Source organism: Pseudomonas sp. PAMC 29040 (assembly GCF_003994535.1).
GTDB classification, from domain to species: Bacteria; Pseudomonadota; Gammaproteobacteria; order Pseudomonadales; family Pseudomonadaceae; genus Aquipseudomonas; species Aquipseudomonas paraversuta.
This window is the reverse complement of the sequence record NZ_RZAA01000020.1, coordinates 1-14,925: the sequence shown is the minus strand read 5'-3', so window position 1 is coordinate 14,925 and position 14,925 is coordinate 1. Positions and strand designations below refer to the sequence as shown.

14 protein-coding genes are annotated in these 14,925 nt (G+C 60.8%); 4 read left to right on the top strand and 10 right to left on the bottom strand.

What is annotated here, in order from left to right:
• Positions 1-185: 185 nt before the first annotated feature.
• Together WG29040_RS24080 and WG29040_RS24075 are read right to left on the bottom strand one after the other, a co-directional pair.
• Positions 186-1,925 (bottom strand): dipeptidase, encoded by a 1,740-nt coding sequence (locus tag WG29040_RS24080; RefSeq protein ID WP_127197082.1) that lies wholly within the window; start codon positions 1,923-1,925, stop codon positions 186-188.
• A gap of 107 nt (positions 1,926-2,032) precedes the next feature.
• Positions 2,033-2,821, bottom strand: a complete 789-nt coding sequence (locus WG29040_RS24075; protein ID WP_003446382.1) for a helix-turn-helix transcriptional regulator — start codon at positions 2,819-2,821, stop codon at positions 2,033-2,035.
• Between the two features lie 92 nt (positions 2,822-2,913).
• Here WG29040_RS24075 and WG29040_RS24070 point away from each other — a divergent pair, with 92 nt between their 5' ends.
• Positions 2,914-3,738 carry a carbon-nitrogen hydrolase family protein gene (locus WG29040_RS24070; RefSeq protein WP_127197081.1) on the top strand — a complete coding sequence of 275 codons (825 nt, stop codon included), beginning with the start codon at positions 2,914-2,916 and terminating at the stop codon, positions 3,736-3,738.
• The gene (locus WG29040_RS24065) at positions 3,735-4,835 is read left to right on the top strand and encodes a polyamine ABC transporter substrate-binding protein (protein WP_127197080.1); all 1,101 of its coding nucleotides are present in this window, start codon (positions 3,735-3,737) and stop codon (positions 4,833-4,835) included. The genes WG29040_RS24070 and WG29040_RS24065 overlap by 4 nt, the downstream gene beginning before the upstream one ends.
• Before the next feature lie 58 nt (positions 4,836-4,893).
• Here WG29040_RS24065 and WG29040_RS24060 read toward each other — a convergent pair whose 3' ends face one another.
• The 5 genes from WG29040_RS24060 to nikA are packed head-to-tail and all read right to left on the bottom strand — an operon-like array spanning position 4,894 to position 9,810.
• The gene (locus WG29040_RS24060) at positions 4,894-5,697 is read right to left on the bottom strand and encodes an ATP-binding cassette domain-containing protein (RefSeq protein WP_003446388.1); all 804 of its coding nucleotides are present in this window, start codon (positions 5,695-5,697) and stop codon (positions 4,894-4,896) included.
• Positions 5,694-6,467: an ATP-binding cassette domain-containing protein gene (locus WG29040_RS24055; RefSeq protein WP_127197079.1), complete on the bottom strand. Its 774-nt coding sequence runs from the start codon at positions 6,465-6,467 to the stop codon at positions 5,694-5,696. Before WG29040_RS24055 ends, WG29040_RS24060 begins: the two co-directional genes overlap by 4 nt.
• Positions 6,464-7,309: a nickel ABC transporter permease subunit NikC gene (gene nikC / locus WG29040_RS24050; RefSeq protein ID WP_003446390.1), complete on the bottom strand. Its 846-nt coding sequence runs from the start codon at positions 7,307-7,309 to the stop codon at positions 6,464-6,466. Before nikC ends, WG29040_RS24055 begins: the two co-directional genes overlap by 4 nt.
• On the bottom strand, positions 7,306-8,247 hold the full coding sequence (gene nikB, locus WG29040_RS24045; protein WP_003446393.1) for a nickel ABC transporter permease subunit NikB: 942 nt from the start codon (positions 8,245-8,247) through the stop codon (positions 7,306-7,308). Before nikB ends, nikC begins: the two co-directional genes overlap by 4 nt.
• A gap of 3 nt (positions 8,248-8,250) precedes the next feature.
• Positions 8,251-9,810 (bottom strand): nickel ABC transporter substrate-binding protein, encoded by a 1,560-nt coding sequence (gene nikA, locus WG29040_RS24040; RefSeq protein ID WP_256681572.1) that lies wholly within the window; start codon positions 9,808-9,810, stop codon positions 8,251-8,253.
• 106 nt (positions 9,811-9,916) lie between these two features.
• Between nikA and nikR the strand changes: the two genes are divergently transcribed.
• Positions 9,917-10,336: a nickel-responsive transcriptional regulator NikR gene (nikR, locus tag WG29040_RS24035; protein ID WP_010657233.1), complete on the top strand. Its 420-nt coding sequence runs from the start codon at positions 9,917-9,919 to the stop codon at positions 10,334-10,336.
• On the opposite strand, the gene WG29040_RS24030 is transcribed toward nikR, so the two are convergent.
• Together WG29040_RS24030 and WG29040_RS24025 are read right to left on the bottom strand one after the other, a co-directional pair.
• Positions 10,327-11,487, bottom strand: a complete 1,161-nt coding sequence (locus WG29040_RS24030) for a phytanoyl-CoA dioxygenase family protein (protein WP_127197077.1) — start codon at positions 11,485-11,487, stop codon at positions 10,327-10,329. The two genes, nikR and WG29040_RS24030, sit on opposite strands and share 10 nt — an antisense overlap.
• Positions 11,484-12,326: an SDR family oxidoreductase gene (locus tag WG29040_RS24025; protein WP_003446400.1), complete on the bottom strand. Its 843-nt coding sequence runs from the start codon at positions 12,324-12,326 to the stop codon at positions 11,484-11,486. Before WG29040_RS24025 ends, WG29040_RS24030 begins: the two co-directional genes overlap by 4 nt.
• 136 nt (positions 12,327-12,462) lie before the next feature.
• Here WG29040_RS24025 and WG29040_RS24020 point away from each other — a divergent pair, with 136 nt between their 5' ends.
• Positions 12,463-13,485, top strand: coding sequence for a LacI family DNA-binding transcriptional regulator (locus tag WG29040_RS24020; RefSeq protein WP_127197076.1), 1,023 nt, complete (start codon positions 12,463-12,465; stop codon positions 13,483-13,485).
• Between the two features lie 199 nt (positions 13,486-13,684).
• Here the strand turns inward: WG29040_RS24020 and WG29040_RS24015 are convergent.
• Positions 13,685-14,925, bottom strand: a 1,241-nt coding sequence (locus WG29040_RS24015) for an RHS repeat-associated core domain-containing protein (RefSeq protein WP_133309074.1), incomplete at its 5' end; no start/stop codon positions are given.

The window sequence follows — 14,925 nt, the reverse complement described above, 5'->3', positions numbered from 1 at the left end:
GGATTTTATTGCCCATTACAACCACCGGCGTTGTCACTCCGCCTCGAATAACCTGCCGCCAGTTACTTTTGAGGAAATGGCGGCCTAATACTCCTACGCAATGGTCCAAAAAAACTGGACCACTACATGTACCAGGTAAACCCCGGTGTATGCATCGCTGGCAAGCCAGCTCCCACAGAGGCGGGTCAGAGGTTCGGCAGCTGGCCGACGCGCGCCATCATTTCGGTCACGATCTGCAGGTCCAGCATGAACTGGTTCACTGTCTTGAACTCGTTATCGTTGTGACCGGTGTATTTGACCCCGGGCATCGCCAGGCCGAATTGCACGCCATTGGGCAGTTCATGCACCGAAGTCGCACCCGAGGAGGCGCCGAACTTGTGTTCCATGCCCAGGTTTTCAGTGGCCACCGCCAGCAGCGCCTTGACCCACTCGCCTTCAGGGTTGCGGTACATCGGCTCGGCAATGGAGGTCTCCAGGGTCAACGGGATATGGTTGTTCTTGCTCCACTGCGTCAGTTTTTCGGTGATTTCGGCTTTCAGCGCTTCCGGGGATTCACCCTTGGGCACGCGCAGGTTGACCGCCAGTTTGAAGTTGTTGTCGTCCATCCCGACATAGGTCAGGGAAGTGGTCAGCGGCCCCATGAAATCATCGGCAAAACCGATCCCCAACTTGCCGCCCAGATAGTCCAGGCCCCAGTTGTCGGCTGCATAACGGGCCGCATCGGTGATGTGGTTGTGCTTGAGCGCTACCTGACCTTCGAGGCTGTTGATGAAGTCCAGCATCCGCGCCACCGGGTTTACTCCGGAGTCGGGTTTGGAGGAGTGGGCGGATACGCCGGTCACGGTCAGCACCACGTCCTTGCCAACCACTTTGGCGCTCACTTCGAAGTTCTCACCATTGCGTCTGGCATATTCAATGCCGGCTTTTTGCAGGCTGGCGGCCAGCTCGGCAGGCTTGTCAGTGACAAAAGTGGCGACTGATGTCGACGGGATCTGGTTGGTGGCCAGGCCGCCGGTCAGCGAAGTGATTTCTGCACCCTGGCCTTCTGCTTTACGCCGTGCAAAGTTGGCCATCACCGTGCCGTAGCCTTTTTCGGCAATGACCACCGGGTAGCCGCCATCCAGTGCCAGGTTGTAGTTGGGCGTCGGGTTGTGTTCGAAGTAATACGGAATGGCGTCGCCACTGGTTTCCTCGGTGGTGTCCACCAGCAGCTTGAAATTGCGCGCCAGTGGCAGGTTTTCTTCCTTGATCACCTTCATCGCGTACAGCGTGACCACGATGCCGTTCTTGTCATCTTCGGTGCCGCGGCCGTACATGCGGTCGCCGATCAGGGTGACCTTGAACGGGTCAAGCCGGGTGCCGTCTTTCAGTACCCAGTTTTCCGGGCTCACCGGTACTACGTCGGCATGGGCGTGGATGCCCACCACTTCATCGCCTTTGCCTTCCAGGGAGATCTCGTAGACCCGGCCATCGACGTTGCGATAGTTCAGATTGAAGGCCTTGGCCAGGTCTCTGATCTTGTCGCCGATCTTGATGAATTCAGGGTTCTTGTACGATGGCACGCCTTCCACGTTGACGGTGGGGATGGCCACCAGCTCGATCAGGGTCTGGGTGGCCGCGCTGCCGTACTTGATCCGCGTGTACAGGCCCAGCAGGCGATAGATCTCGTTCTGCTGCTCGGCGGACAGGGTTTTGTTGTCGAGAAAAGCATTGATCGCAGGGCCCAGGTCATCGGTTTTAGCCAGATCGCTCTTGGCCAGGCTGGTCAGGAACTGCCTGAAATCCGTTACCGATTTATCACTGAAGGACTTGAGAATGAGCTCGCTCTGCTGCGGGGTGATATTGGCCATAGCAGCCGGGGTGAACGCTGTGAGGCTGGCCATCATCAGGGTTGCGGCGGCCAGTTGCTTGAGTGAGAAATCCATTGTGCAGGGCATTCCTTTGCAGGTGGTTGAGGGTGATTAGCGGATGAATGTAACAAAACATTATCGAAAATGGGTCAAAAACAGCCCCCTTTATTTCACCCTCGCGCCTACACCGATTGCTGGGCTTGCAGGAACAGTGAAAACAGTTCCGACTGGGACTTGATTCCCAGCTTGCTGTACATGTGTTTGCGATGCACTTTTACGGTTTCGGCCGAGATTGCCAGTTTGCGGGCGATTTCCTTGTTCGAGCAGCCGCTGAGCAATAGCCGGCCCACTTCCATCTCCCGTGCGGTGAGGGGCGAACTCAACTGTGCAGTGGCCGCCTCCAGGCGAGCCTGCCAGTTGGGCGTCAGTTCTGGCGCTTCCCCGGGATCGCGTTCAAACAGCAGGCGTTGGCGCATCAGCGCCGCGACCCACGGCTGGACCAGTCCCAGCAGGGCGGTCTGTTCCAGGCTGAACCGGCACTGGCTGCCCAGGGACAGGCTGAGGGTGCGTTCATTGTCGAGTTGCACGTTGATATGCACCTCGTCGGTCACGATATTCAGACGGAAATAACGCTGGTAGTAATCGGTCTGTTCAAAGCATTCGGGAGCCACGTCCTGCAGCTGGAACAACCCGCTCTGGGGCGCTTCGCGGTTGGCGATATAGAACGGGTCCAGCAGGTACAGGCCCTTGAGGTAGTCCTGGAACAGCGGGTCCACGGCGCCGTCGGCACCGGGGGACTCGGCCAGTACCTGGGGCTTGCCGGCGCCGTAAATCAGCACCACCCAGTTGTCCACGGGCAGGTAGCGGCCGAGCAAGCGCACCAGCGCGGTCCAGAAATTGGGGCGATCGAGGGTTTCAATTACCCGGCCCATGGCGTCATGCCAGGCCACATCCTGCAATGTCAGACTCATCTTTGTACCTAGAGGGGGTTACCCCATCGATGTCATTTATTGGCGCGATGCCGCGTTCCATACTCGGTTCATCCCCCGTGCAAGGATCTGAGATGAAGATTGAACTGATGCAACTGGCAGGCCGTGACGGCGACACCGCTTATAACCTGACGCGTACCCTCAATGCCATCGCCACTTGTGAGGCCGGCACCGATTTGCTGGTGTTCCCCGAGACCCATCTGAGCGGCTTTGTCGGCGCCGATGAGCTGGCCCGTGTCGCCGAACCTTTGCATGGCCCGGCCCTGCAAAGGGTGTTGCAGGCCGTGCGCGAGCGGGATGTTTCGGTGGTGCTGGGCATGGCTGAACAGCACAACGGTACCTACTACAACACCTCGGTTCTGGTGACCCCCGAGGGCATAGCGCTGGCTTATCGCAAGACCCACCTGTGGCCAACCGAGCGCGGTGATTTTTGCCCCGGCGATCGTTTCAGCACGGTGCCATGGCGCGGGATTCGAGTGGGTTTGCTGATCTGTTATGACATCGAGTTCCCCGAAACCAGCCGTGCGCTGGCGCAACTGGGCGCTGATCTGATTATCGTCACCAACGGCAATATGGACCCCTACGGTGCGGTGCATCGTACCGCCATCATGGCTCGGGCCCAGGAGAACCAGATCTTTGCCGTGATGGTCAATCGCGTCGGGGCAGGGGATGACGGCCTGGTATTTGCCGGTGGCAGTACAGTGGTTGACCCCCATGGCCAGGTGGTCTTTGAGGCCGGACGCGAAGAAGTGCGACAGGTGGTGGAGCTGGACCTGAATCTGCTCAGGTTCGCCCGCCGTGATTACGACTATCTCAAGGACCGCCGTGTGCTGCTTGCCGGCGAACAGATCGTCCACCCAGATGGCCGCCGCGAGCTGCTGACCGGAGTTGCACAATGAAAAGTCAACGCAGTGTCAACTGGGTCCTGGCCACCCTGTTGAGTGTCGGTCTGGCCCAGGTGCAGGCGGCGGATTCTCAGGTACATATCTACAACTGGTATGACTTTATTGCCCCGGATGCGACGAAGAATTTCCAGGCTGAAACCGGCATCAGCTCGGTGTATGACGTGTACGACAGCAGTGATGTGATGCAGAGCAAGCTCATGGTGGGAGGCAGCGGGTACGACGTGGTGGTCGCCAGCAACGATGTGCTGCCTAATTTGATAAAAGCCGGGGTGCTGAAGGAACTCGATCGCTCGCAGTTACCCAACCTGCCACACCTTGACCCGGCCATTCTGGCGAAAATGCAAAACAATGATCCAGGTAATCGCTATGCGGTGCCGTATCTGTGGGGCACCACGGGCATTGGTTACGACGCGGACAAGGTCAGGGCGACTCTCGGTCCTGATGCTGCGGTGGATTCCTGGGACCTGATCTTCAAGGAAGAAAACATCAGCAAACTGAGCCAGTGCGGCGTGGCCATGCTTGATGCCCCGGGCGATATTATCTCCATTGCCCTGCATTACCTTGGCCTGCCGCAAAACAGCAGCAACCCCCAGGATTACCAAAAGGCCGAGGCATTGCTGCTCAAGGTGCGGCCGTATATCCGTTACTTTGACTCGTCGAGGTTCATCACCGATCTGGCCAATGGCAATGTCTGCGTGGTGGTGGGCTGGGCAGGCGGGGTGCAGGACGCGAAAACGGCGTCGCTGGCGGCTGGCAATGGTCGCACCATTGGCTACAGCATCCCCCGTGAAGGGGCACCGATCTGGATCGAGAACCTGGTGTTGCTCAATGATGCACCGAACCCGCAACAGGGGTTGGCGTTTATCAATTACATGCTGCGCCCCGAAGTGATTGCCCGTACCTCTAACCACCTCAAATACCCCAATGGCAACCAGGACGCCAGGGAGCTGGTGGACAAAGTCATTCGCGATGACACTGATATTTACCCGACCGAGGCAGTGATGGCGACCCTGTTCCCGCTTCAGCCCATGGCACTCAAACTGGAGCGGATACGCACCCGGTTGTGGAGCAAGGTCAAAAGCGGGACCTGAGCCCCCGATACCCGGGGGCTGCTGCGCAGTCCAGCGCAGCTTCGTGCCTGGTCGGCGACTAGGCGCTGGCCGTGCGAGGGGCCACCTGTCGGGCCCCGGGCATCGCCGGCAGCACGGCTTCCTGCAGAATGCGCGCCGCAGGATGCTCGAAGCGCATCCCCGGCGTTACTTCGCGGTCTTCCACCAGGTTGCCGTCGGCCAGCACCACCACCCGCTGGCAAAAACGCCGGACCAGGCTCAGGTCATGGGTAATGAGCAAGAACCCTGTCCCGGATTCACGTCGCACCTCTGCGAGCAAATCAAGAATCTGCACCTGCAATACCCGGTCAAGGTTGGACAGGGCTTCGTCAAGAATGATCAGTTGCGGGCCAACCGCCATGGCTCTGGCGATCCCGGCCCTTTGCAGCTGCCCGCCGCTGAGTTGCGCCGGCAGTTTGTCGATGTCGGCCGGTTCGAGTTTGACCTGCTGCAACAGTTGTTCAACCCGGGCCTGGCACGCCTCGCGGTGCATGCCCGCAAGGTGGCGCAACGGCTCGGCAATGCTCCAGCCAATGCTGCGCTGGGGGTTGAAAGCACTGAGGGCATCCTGAAACACCATCTGCACCCGCTGCAAAAACTCCGGATGGGTGCCCTGCAACGCCTGGCCATTGAAGTGGATGCTGCCCTGGTCGGGCTTTTCCAGGCCCATCAACAGGCGGGCGAGGGTGCTTTTACCGCTGCCGCTGCCCCCCAGCAGGCCAAGGTTCTGGCCCTCGGGCAGGTCCAGATTCAGTTCGCTGAGCACCTGCACCCGATGCCGTTTGCTGAACATTGCGCCAGCGGTATAGCCGTGGCTGAGGTTGCGTATCTGGAATAAATTCATGCCGGGCAGCTCTCCATCGTTAACGAGTGATGCGCCGCAAGCAGGGTGCGCGCCTCCTGGCTCTGCGGGGCATGGAACAGGCTATGCACATCGGCCTGCTCGACGATCCGGCCGTGGGCCATGACCGTGACCTGATCGGCGCAGCGGGCCACGACGCCCATGTCATGGGTGATCAGCAGTACCCCGAGATTACGGTGCACCATCAGTCGTTCAAGCAGGTCGAGAAAGCGCGCCTGGGCCACCACGTCGAGATCGCTGGTGGGCTCGTCAGCCAGCAAGAATCGGCTGTCGGCAAGCAGGGCCAGGGTAATCATCATCCGTTGCAGCATGCCGCCGCTGAGCTGGAAGGCAAATGAATCGAGCACCCGCTGGCCGTCAAACAGGCCGACTTCAAGCAGGGTGGCGTGGATCAGTTGCTCGGCGTCGACGCCCCGTATGCCTCGCGCCTGCAGGGTTTCCATGGCGTGCTGGCGCAGTGAACGGACCGGGTTGAAAGCACTGCGCGGGTTTTGCAGTACCAGTGCCACTTCGCGCCCGCGCAGGCTGGCGGCCGCAACTGCCTGCCCGTCCAGCAACAGGCTGGCGCCGCTGCTGTGCACCCCGGGCGGCAACAGGTCGAGGATGCCCAGGCAGGTCAGGGATTTCCCCGAACCGCTGGCCCCCACCAGTGCATGGACCTCGCCGGCCTTGAGGGTCAGCTCGACACTCTCGACCAGGGTGCGTTGCCGGTGTTTTAGGGTCAGGCCGCTGATTTTCAGGGTATGTTTCATTCCTTGATCTCCGCCAGCACGCTGGGGTCAAGCCGGTCGCGCAAGGCGTCGCCCAGCAGGTTGAAGGCCATGACCGAGATAAAAATCATCAGCCCCGGCCACAGCAATAGTTGCGGCTGGGTCCAGATAAATTCCTTGGCGTCGTTGATCATCACGCCCCATTCGGGAGTCGGCGGGCTCACGCCCAGACCCAGGAACGACAGGCCCGAGACGTGCAGCATCATGTGGCCGATATCCATCGAGGCCAGCACCAGCAACTGTCCCACCACATTGGGCATCACGTGCTGGCGCAGACGGGTCAGGCGCGAGGCTCCGGCCAGCCGTGAGGCGAGCACATAGTCGCGGTTGCGCTGGGCCAGCACCATGCCGCGCACCATGCGTGCGTACCAGGCCCAGTGGGACAGGGCGATGGCGATGATGACGTTGGTCAGGCCGGTGCCCAGCAGCGCAATCAGGAAGAACGCCAGGACCAGGGTCGGGAAGGTCAGGAACATGTCGCACAGGCGCATCAGAAACATGTCGACCTTGCCGCCAACGATCCCGGCGATCCCGCCAATGACCACGCCCATGATCAGCACCAGGGCCAGCACCAGCACCACGCTGCCCAGGGACAGCTGGGTGCCGACGATCAAGCGCGAAAGCACGTCGCGCCCAAGGTGATCGGTACCCAGCCAGTGGCTGGCGCTGGCGGGCAGCAGGCGATCATCCAGACTCACCAGGGTCGCGTCGTAAGGCGCAAGCCAGGGCCCGAACAGTGCCATCAACAGCAACAGGCCGACCAGCAGATAGCCGACCCGCATCCCGTGTTTTTTACCCGGCAAGGCCATGGTTGAGGTGCTCATGCCATCACCCCCGACAGACGCGTGCGCGGATCGAGCCAGGCGTAGCAGATGTCCACCACCAGGTTGCACAGCACCAGCAGGGTGGTGAGCAACAGGGTGAAGCACTGCATCACCGGGAAGTCGCGGTTGAGCACGGCACTGACCGCAAAGCGCCCGACGCCGGGCCAGGCGAAGATGGTTTCGATCACTAATGCACCCCCCAGCAGTTCGCCGATATGCATGCCGGTGGCGGTCACCAGCGGCATCCAGGCGTTGCGCAGGATGTGATCACGCCACACCCGCCGTTCGCTCAGGCCACGGGCCCGGGCGTAGAACACATGCCGCTGCTGGCGCACATCCAGCAGGCTGGCGCGCAGCAGGCGGGCGTTGATCGACATCGACATCAGCGCGATGGCCAGTACCGGCATCAGCAAGTGCTGCGGCCCGCCACGCCCCATCGGCGGCAACCAGCCCAGCCACAGGGAGAACAGGGCGATCAGCAAAAAGGCCAGCCAGAAGTTGGGCATCGACACACCGATAAAGGTGATGAAACGCACCACCTGATCCGGCCAGCGGCCTTTCCAGCGCGCGGCGGCCAGGCCCAGCGGGATGCTCATGAGCAGAGTGGTGAGCAGGGCCAGGCCACCCAGTTGCAGAGTGGCCGGCAGGTAATACAGCAGGTCGTCCAGCACCGGGCGCCCGGTGATGTAGGAGGTGCCGAAGTCCAGGTGCAGGGCATTCCACAGCCAGCTGATGTACTGCTCGGGCAGCGGGCGATCCAGCCCCAAAGCCTGGCGTGCCTCTGCCAGTGCGGTGTCGGTCGGCGGGATCTGCGACAGGCGCAGGTAATCCAGGGCCGGGTCGCCATTGCCCAGGTGCAGGAGGATGAACACGATCAGCGACACCCCCAGCAGCACCGGGATCAGCAGTACCAGACGCAAAATGATATAGCGCAGCATGGCTCAGGGCTTCCCGGTGGCTGGTTGCATGACTTCGAACGGCACGTCGAACAGCGTGCTGCCGAACTGGACGTTAGCCACATTGTTGCGGCTGACACTGATGGCGGTCAGATAGGAAATCGGCAAATACACCGCCTGATCGTGCAGGGTGGTGAGGATTTCGCGGTAGCCTTCGGCGCGCTGTTGCTCATCGGTCTGGCCCAGGACTTCGGCGATCCTGGCGTCGATGGCATCCTTCATCGGCAGGCCGCGCTGGGCCATATAGTCGGCGTGCCCGGCATAGCGCATGGAGCTGACAAAGGAGTGCGGGTCGTAAGGCGCGCCCCAGGTATCGGCGAAGATCATGCCGAAGCGGCCTTCACGCTGGCGCTGCACCAGCGCGCCGTCTTCCTCGGCCCGCAGCTTGACCTCGATTCCGACCTTGGCCAGCTCGCCCTGGATGATTTCGGCCAGGCTTTTTTGCAGGGCGCTGGTGCCCAGAAACACCAGTTCGATGCTCAGGGGCTGACCGTCCTTCTCAAGGATGCCCTTGCCCAACGGGGCTTTCCAGCCGGCGGCCTGCAGGGTTTGGCGCGCTTGCTGCGGGTCGTAGGGCGCGGCCTTGAGGCCCAGATCGGTGTACGGCATGTTGTTGGAAAACAGGGCGTCGGCACGGGGTTCCAGACCATGCAGGACCTTGGCGATGATGGTGTCCTTGTCCACGGCCTGATTGATCGCCTGGCGCACCGCCAGTTCGTTGGTGGGGGCCAGGCCGGTGTTCATCGCCACCGAACGGGTGGCCAGGGGCGCGGAAATGGCGGTGTTGAAACCTGAGTCGCGCAGGCGCACAAAGGTCCCGGGGGAGATTTCACCCTCGGCGCCCTGAATCAGATCCAGCTCCCCGGTCTGCAAGGCAATGGCGCGGCTGTCGGGGTCGGAGATGACCTTCACCAGCACTGAGCCGTAAGCCGGTCTGGCCCCCCAATAGCGTTCGTTGCGCTCGAAGCGGTCGTATTCGCCGCGTCTGGTTTGCGCCAGGATCCAGGGCCCGGTGCCCACCGGTGCACCCGGTTTGGCATGCGGTGCGCCGAAGCGCAGCGGGCGCACTTGCGCCAGTTCCATCAGGGTCGGGTAGTAAGGGTGTTTCAGCTTGAGCACCAGGGTGTGCTCGTCCGGTGCTTCAACACCCTCCAGGGTGGAGACCAGTTCCATCCACTGATGGCGTTTGCTGTTGGCCAGTACGGCGTCCAGACTGGCTTTGGCGGCGGCCGCATTGAACGGGCTGCCATCGCTGAAGGTCACCGCGTCACGCAGGGTAAAGGTGTAGGTTTTGCCGTCCGGCGAGACTGTCCATTGGGTGGCGAGCCAGGGTTCCAGCGTGCCCTTGTCGGTGTACCGCACCAGGGGCTCATAGACCATGGCCTGGGCGTACATCTGGTTTGGCGAGTAACCCCGGGGGTCAAGCGGCCCGGCATTGGTCGGCCACGAATAGGTGAGGGTGGGGGCCGGGTCGGCGGCGTGGGCTGCGGTCAGGCCCATACTCAGGCAGACTCCGGTCATCCATAAGGCAAGTTGTTTTTTCATCCTTGACTGCTCCACACTGCGTCTCCCTCAGGTTGATGGCCGCTGGCCTGTCCACTCATTGGGTATGAAGTCTATGTCAAAAGATCATAACTGCGAGGCCGATTAGATGCAGAGGGTCACAATCACGCTGGACGATGCCTTGCTGACTGCGATTGACCAGCGGGTTGGCACCCACGGTTATCAGGGACGCTCCGAAGCCATTCGCGATTTATTGCGCGCCGGTTTGCTGGAACCGCAGAACCGCAACCCGCAGGAGCCCTGCGTGGCCACCTTGAGCTATGTCTACGATCATGGCACCCGGGAGTTGTCCAAGCGTTTGAACACCGCCTTCCATGAGCACCATGACCTGACCCTCTCGACCCTGCATGTGCATCTGGATCAGGGCAAGTGCATGGAAGTGTCGGTGCTCAAGGGCAGCATTGGCGAAGTTTCGGAACTGGCGCGCCACGTCATGGCCGAACGCGGGGTGCGGCATGGCAGCGCGCAGATCATTCCGTTGGGTGATATCGAAGGTGATCAGGCCTGACGCTTGCTGCGCATCAGGCTGACCTGTTGCTCAAAGACTTCATACGACCAGCGCTTGTTCAGGGCCTCAAGCATCAACTGCTGCCCGGTCTGCGGTGCCAGGCCGTGAAGCGGCGGGTCGGTGTCCAGGTTGGTGGGGAATGCATAGCCGTCAGCGACCGCAGCAATCACTGCCGCCAGATCCCGGGCGTCCAGTTCATCCTGTTGCAGCCCCTTGAGCAGCGCCGGATAGAGCGCCAGCATCATGCTTTCGCGGTCCAGGCTTTCCATGGGCTTGCCGAACGCCGAACTGATTTGCAGCAGATTGGCCATGCGCTGGCAGTTGGCGGTGTGGTTGCTGCCGGCGGCGTGAAACAGCGCCGGGTTGAAAAAAAGCATATCGCCCTTGCTCAGCGCCAGTTGCACCGCGTGCTGGTTGAAGTAGTCGATAAATGCCTCGTCCCGCCATGCCAGATACCCCAAGTCATATTGCTGGGAAAACGGCAGCAACAGGGTCGGCCCGGTTTCCAGCGGCATGTCGGTGTGGGCGATGGCGCCCTGCAAGGTCAGATACTGCGACAGCACATGCAGTGGCAACGGGTACCTTTGCACCTCGTCCACCGACTGAAAACCCAGGTGATAATCACGGTGGGGCTGCTGCGCCTGGCCGCCGGGATGCACCACGTTGACCTGGGCCGTGATCTGGAAATGCGGCCCCAGCCACGCCTCGGCAATCAGCCCGATCAAAGGGTTGGCGTAGTACTCGATAAACGACTCGGGTGAATACAGCGCCGCCTTTTGCAGGGAGTTCCATATGCGACCGTTGCTCCCTGCTTTGGCGAAATGATCGGCACCGGTTGCGGCCTGTGCCTGGCGGGCAAGAATCGCTTCGAATACCCGGCTATGGCGATCGACCACTTGCAGATCGCCATAGGCCTGGCGCACCACCAGCACCCCGGGGCCATGGCGCAACAAATGGTGCAGCTGGTTCATCAGCGGTCGCGGGTCGTCATGCAATGCCTTGCGTAGCGTATCGGCGTGATAGATCACCACATTGCTCTGGACCCCGGCGCAACCCGGGTAATCCGCGGCTTTGGCAGACTGCTCGCACAGCGCGGCAAAGTCACTCAGAGCCACTGCACTCTGGCGGACGAAAGCGCTGGCGCCGGTCATGCATCACCCAATGCCAAAGGTGCGTCCGGCCGCGGGGTTGAACCGTCACCACAGCCCATCACGCCTTGCTCCAGGTCAATCACCGAGCCGGTCATCATTCCGGACTCAGCGGACAGCAAAAAGGCCACGCTGCGGGCGACTTCTTCAGGCTTGAGCAGCCGGCCGAACGGCATCGACTGTTCCACTTCGGCCAGCCAGCCATCCTGTGCGCCGTGGTATTGGCGCTGGATCTGGTCTTCGTGGGGGGTGTCCATCCAGCCGATATTCAGACCGTTGACCCGGATCCGGTTGCGCAGGGTGCTGAAGGCCACGTTCCTGGTGAGGATCGCCAGTGCGCCCTTGGACGTCGAGTAAGCCGAGAGAAACGATTGGCCGCCATGGCCGCTGACGCTCTGGATATTGACGATGGCGCCTTCAACACCCTGGCGGATCATCAGCTTGATGGCTTCTTGCATAAGGAAAAACGGTGCCCGCACATTGACTGCGAAGATGCGGTCGAACAGTTCTGGCGAAGTGTCGAGAATGCTGCCTCGGTCAGACATGCCTGCGCAGTTGACCAACCCGTGCAAGGTGCCGAAATGTTTGCGTGCGGCTTCGATCACGGCGCGACAATCTTCCACACGCTCCATGTCGGCCTCGACGAAAAAGGCCTGGCAGTCCAGTTGTGCCAGCTGGCGCACCTGCTCGGCGCCTTTGTCACGGCTGCGCCCGCAAATGATCAGCCCGGCTGCACCGCGACGCGCCAGGGTATGGGCCACGGCTGCGCCGAGGCCTTGAGTACTGCCGGTAACGACAAAAAAACGGCCTGCGAACTGGGTGGAAAAATCGGCTTCAGACATGAACGTCTCCTGCGGTTTTTTATTGTTGTCGAGATCGTCGGGTGACACCTCGTGAAACCGAGACTAGCATCAGCCAAGCCTCATAACTGGCAGAAAAGACCTCATAAAAACCTCAAGAAACAGCCCGGGGATTATCATGCTCAGCCGTGCCAAGCGTTTCTCCATCAAGCAAATTGCTACCCAGGCCGGTGTCAGCAAAGCCACGGTCGACCGCGTGCTGCACCAGCGCGGCAGTTTTCATCAGCAGACTCAACGGCGTATCGAGCAGGCCCTGGGCGAGCTGGAAGCTCAGGAGAAAAGTGGCCTGGCGATGGGTCGCACTTTTCATGTCGACGTCATCCTGCACACCCCGGAGCGCTTCAGTACGGCGGTAAAAGAAGCCATATCGGCACAGCTGAGCAGCATGGCGCCGTTTCGTATTTCGCCGCGTTTTCATCTGTTCGAAGAGATCGACCCCCAGGCCATGCACGACTTGATCCGGCGCTGCGCAGAGAAGGGCAGTCAGGGGGTGGTGCTCAAGGCGGCGGATGAGCCATTGATCAACCTTGCGGTCAACCGGCTGGTGGCGGCCGGGATTCCGGTGGTGACCCTGGTCACCGATTTACCCCAGAGTGATCGCATCGCGTACGTCGGCATGGACAACCGCAACGCCGGGCAAACCGCAGCGTACTTGCTGTCACGCTGGCTGGGTACGGAGGCGCAAGAGGTGGCGGTGGTGATCAGCAGCGAACGTTTTCGCGGCGAGGAAGAACGTGAAATGGGCTTTCGCATGTGGTTGCGTGGGCGGGCGCCGCACCTGCGGGTACTGGACATCAGTGAAGGGCTCGGGGTCTACGAACCGACCTTTGCCCGCGTGACTCTGGCCCTGGAACAGCATCCGCGATTGCAGGCGGTGTACAGCGTGGGCGGTGGCAACCGGGCGATTGTCGATGCTTTCGCCGCCCTTGGACGGCCGCTGCAAGTGTTTATCGGGCATGATCTGGATGAAGAAAACCGGCAATTGCTGGCCGAAGAAAAAATCGCCGCAATCATCGATCACAACCTGCAGGTCGATGCCCGGCATGTGTTCCTGCATATCCTGCACTATCACCGGGTATGGAAAGCAGGTCCGATAAGCCCGTCACAGGTGCAGATCGTGACCCCGTTCAATTTGCCATAAGTCGTATCCGGTTGCGGCCTGGAGTGGCCGCTACATAGCGAACAACGGGCAAGGTCTTTAGTGGCTAAAAAGACCAGGTCGTTTCAACAGCAGGTTTTAAACAGCACAGCCCAATGCGAGGCATTGGGCTTTGCTGGCGCTATTGCCGGATGGAGGGGGAATAAAAACTTAATGGATCAAAAGTTGGCCATCGAAACCCTTACAGCATTCGATTGGCCCATCCTCTGCGCATAAGTTCCCCCTGAGGGCCAAACCATTTGTAATCGTCCTCAAAATTCTTGAAACCTACTGGCCAGGTCCTGTGACCCGCAGCCCTTGATGTTTCGTAAGCCTGGTAAGTCGAGGCCTCTACAATTCTTAATCGGGACGGGTTCTGAATACCTGTTTCAACAGCAACCTGCCAAGGATAATACTGCGGGTGATTGCCAGTAATGATTTGTCTCACTTCGTTGACATAGTTTGGGTTGTTGATAACCGGCCTCAGGTACTCGTTCTGTATTCCATCTTCCATACCTCTGGTCCCGGAAAAAGGCAGCTCTAATGGCTGGACCGCCGTGCTTGATGTCGGATTATATACGGCGGCTCTATTGGCTCTGTTGGTCTGTCCTATGTTCTGCAAGTCACCACGGGACAAGTGCGGCAAAAAGCTGTCCCGGATCGGTGTTTGTTCCAGTAAATAGGCAAAGTTCATATTTTGCATTTGCGGGGGTGGGGCGCTCGTTGCCACTCGATGAGCCCTGCCGGGAAACGCCCGGTTACCCCCCGGAGCGCCCCCTGCATGTTGCAATTTATGCTGCCAGCTGCCCACAAACTTGCCGGCCTTTTTGACCCCCTTGGCGGCAGCCCCGGCCATAGACGGGGCCGCCGAGGCCAGCCCGGTTGCCATGCCCACCCAGCCCAGAATCCGCCCGGCGTTTTCATTGCCGGTGGCCAGCAAGGCTATCGAGGCCACATCCGCTGCCAGCGACACCACACTCAAGGTCGCGGTGGTGACGGCCGTTACATAGCTGGCGGTCAGCGCCGCTGTAGGTGCGGCCAACGCACCCAGGGAGGCCACGGTGCCGATCACGGCCAGGGCGATGCCGGCCGCCGGCAACAGCCAGTCCAGCCACGAATGGCCCGACGGGTCGATGCGGTTGACCGGGTCGCCGGCGCAGTAGGCATAGCCATTGAGGCCGCCTTCGCCGAAGGGGCTGAGGCTGTCACGGCTGTGGAAGCGCATCAGCACCGGGTTATAGATGCGGTAATCGCCCAGGAAGTACCAGCCGCTGTCCTGTTCGCGCAAGGAGCCGGCGTAGCCCAGTCGGCTGGTGCCGGGCTGGCTCTGGCCGTAGGCGCCGTAGACCGGGGTGTGGATAGCGTCCTGGGCTTCTGTGGTCACTGAGCCTTGGGCGTCGGTGCCCAGCAGCATGACTTCGCGCACTGCCGATGCCAGTCGAC

Excerpts from the sequence above, each read along its gene's own strand:
- WG29040_RS24080 (WP_127197082.1), bottom strand. The coding sequence starts at position 1,925 with ATGGATTTCTCACTCAAGCAACTGGCCGCCGCAACCCTGATGATGGCC.
- WG29040_RS24075 (WP_003446382.1), bottom strand. The coding sequence starts at position 2,821 with ATGAGTCTGACATTGCAGGATGTGGCCTGGCATGACGCCATGGGCCGG.
- WG29040_RS24070 (WP_127197081.1), top strand. The coding sequence starts at position 2,914 with ATGAAGATTGAACTGATGCAACTGGCAGGCCGTGACGGCGACACCGCT.
- WG29040_RS24065 (WP_127197080.1), top strand. The coding sequence starts at position 3,735 with ATGAAAAGTCAACGCAGTGTCAACTGGGTCCTGGCCACCCTGTTGAGT.
- WG29040_RS24060 (WP_003446388.1), bottom strand. The coding sequence starts at position 5,697 with ATGAATTTATTCCAGATACGCAACCTCAGCCACGGCTATACCGCTGGC.
- WG29040_RS24055 (WP_127197079.1), bottom strand. The coding sequence starts at position 6,467 with ATGAAACATACCCTGAAAATCAGCGGCCTGACCCTAAAACACCGGCAA.
- nikC (WP_003446390.1), bottom strand. The coding sequence starts at position 7,309 with ATGAGCACCTCAACCATGGCCTTGCCGGGTAAAAAACACGGGATGCGG.
- nikB (WP_003446393.1), bottom strand. The coding sequence starts at position 8,247 with ATGCTGCGCTATATCATTTTGCGTCTGGTACTGCTGATCCCGGTGCTG.
- nikA (WP_256681572.1), bottom strand. The coding sequence starts at position 9,810 with ATGAAAAAACAACTTGCCTTATGGATGACCGGAGTCTGCCTGAGTATG.
- nikR (WP_010657233.1), top strand. The coding sequence starts at position 9,917 with ATGCAGAGGGTCACAATCACGCTGGACGATGCCTTGCTGACTGCGATT.
- WG29040_RS24030 (WP_127197077.1), bottom strand. The coding sequence starts at position 11,487 with ATGACCGGCGCCAGCGCTTTCGTCCGCCAGAGTGCAGTGGCTCTGAGT.
- WG29040_RS24025 (WP_003446400.1), bottom strand. The coding sequence starts at position 12,326 with ATGTCTGAAGCCGATTTTTCCACCCAGTTCGCAGGCCGTTTTTTTGTC.
- WG29040_RS24020 (WP_127197076.1), top strand. The coding sequence starts at position 12,463 with ATGCTCAGCCGTGCCAAGCGTTTCTCCATCAAGCAAATTGCTACCCAG.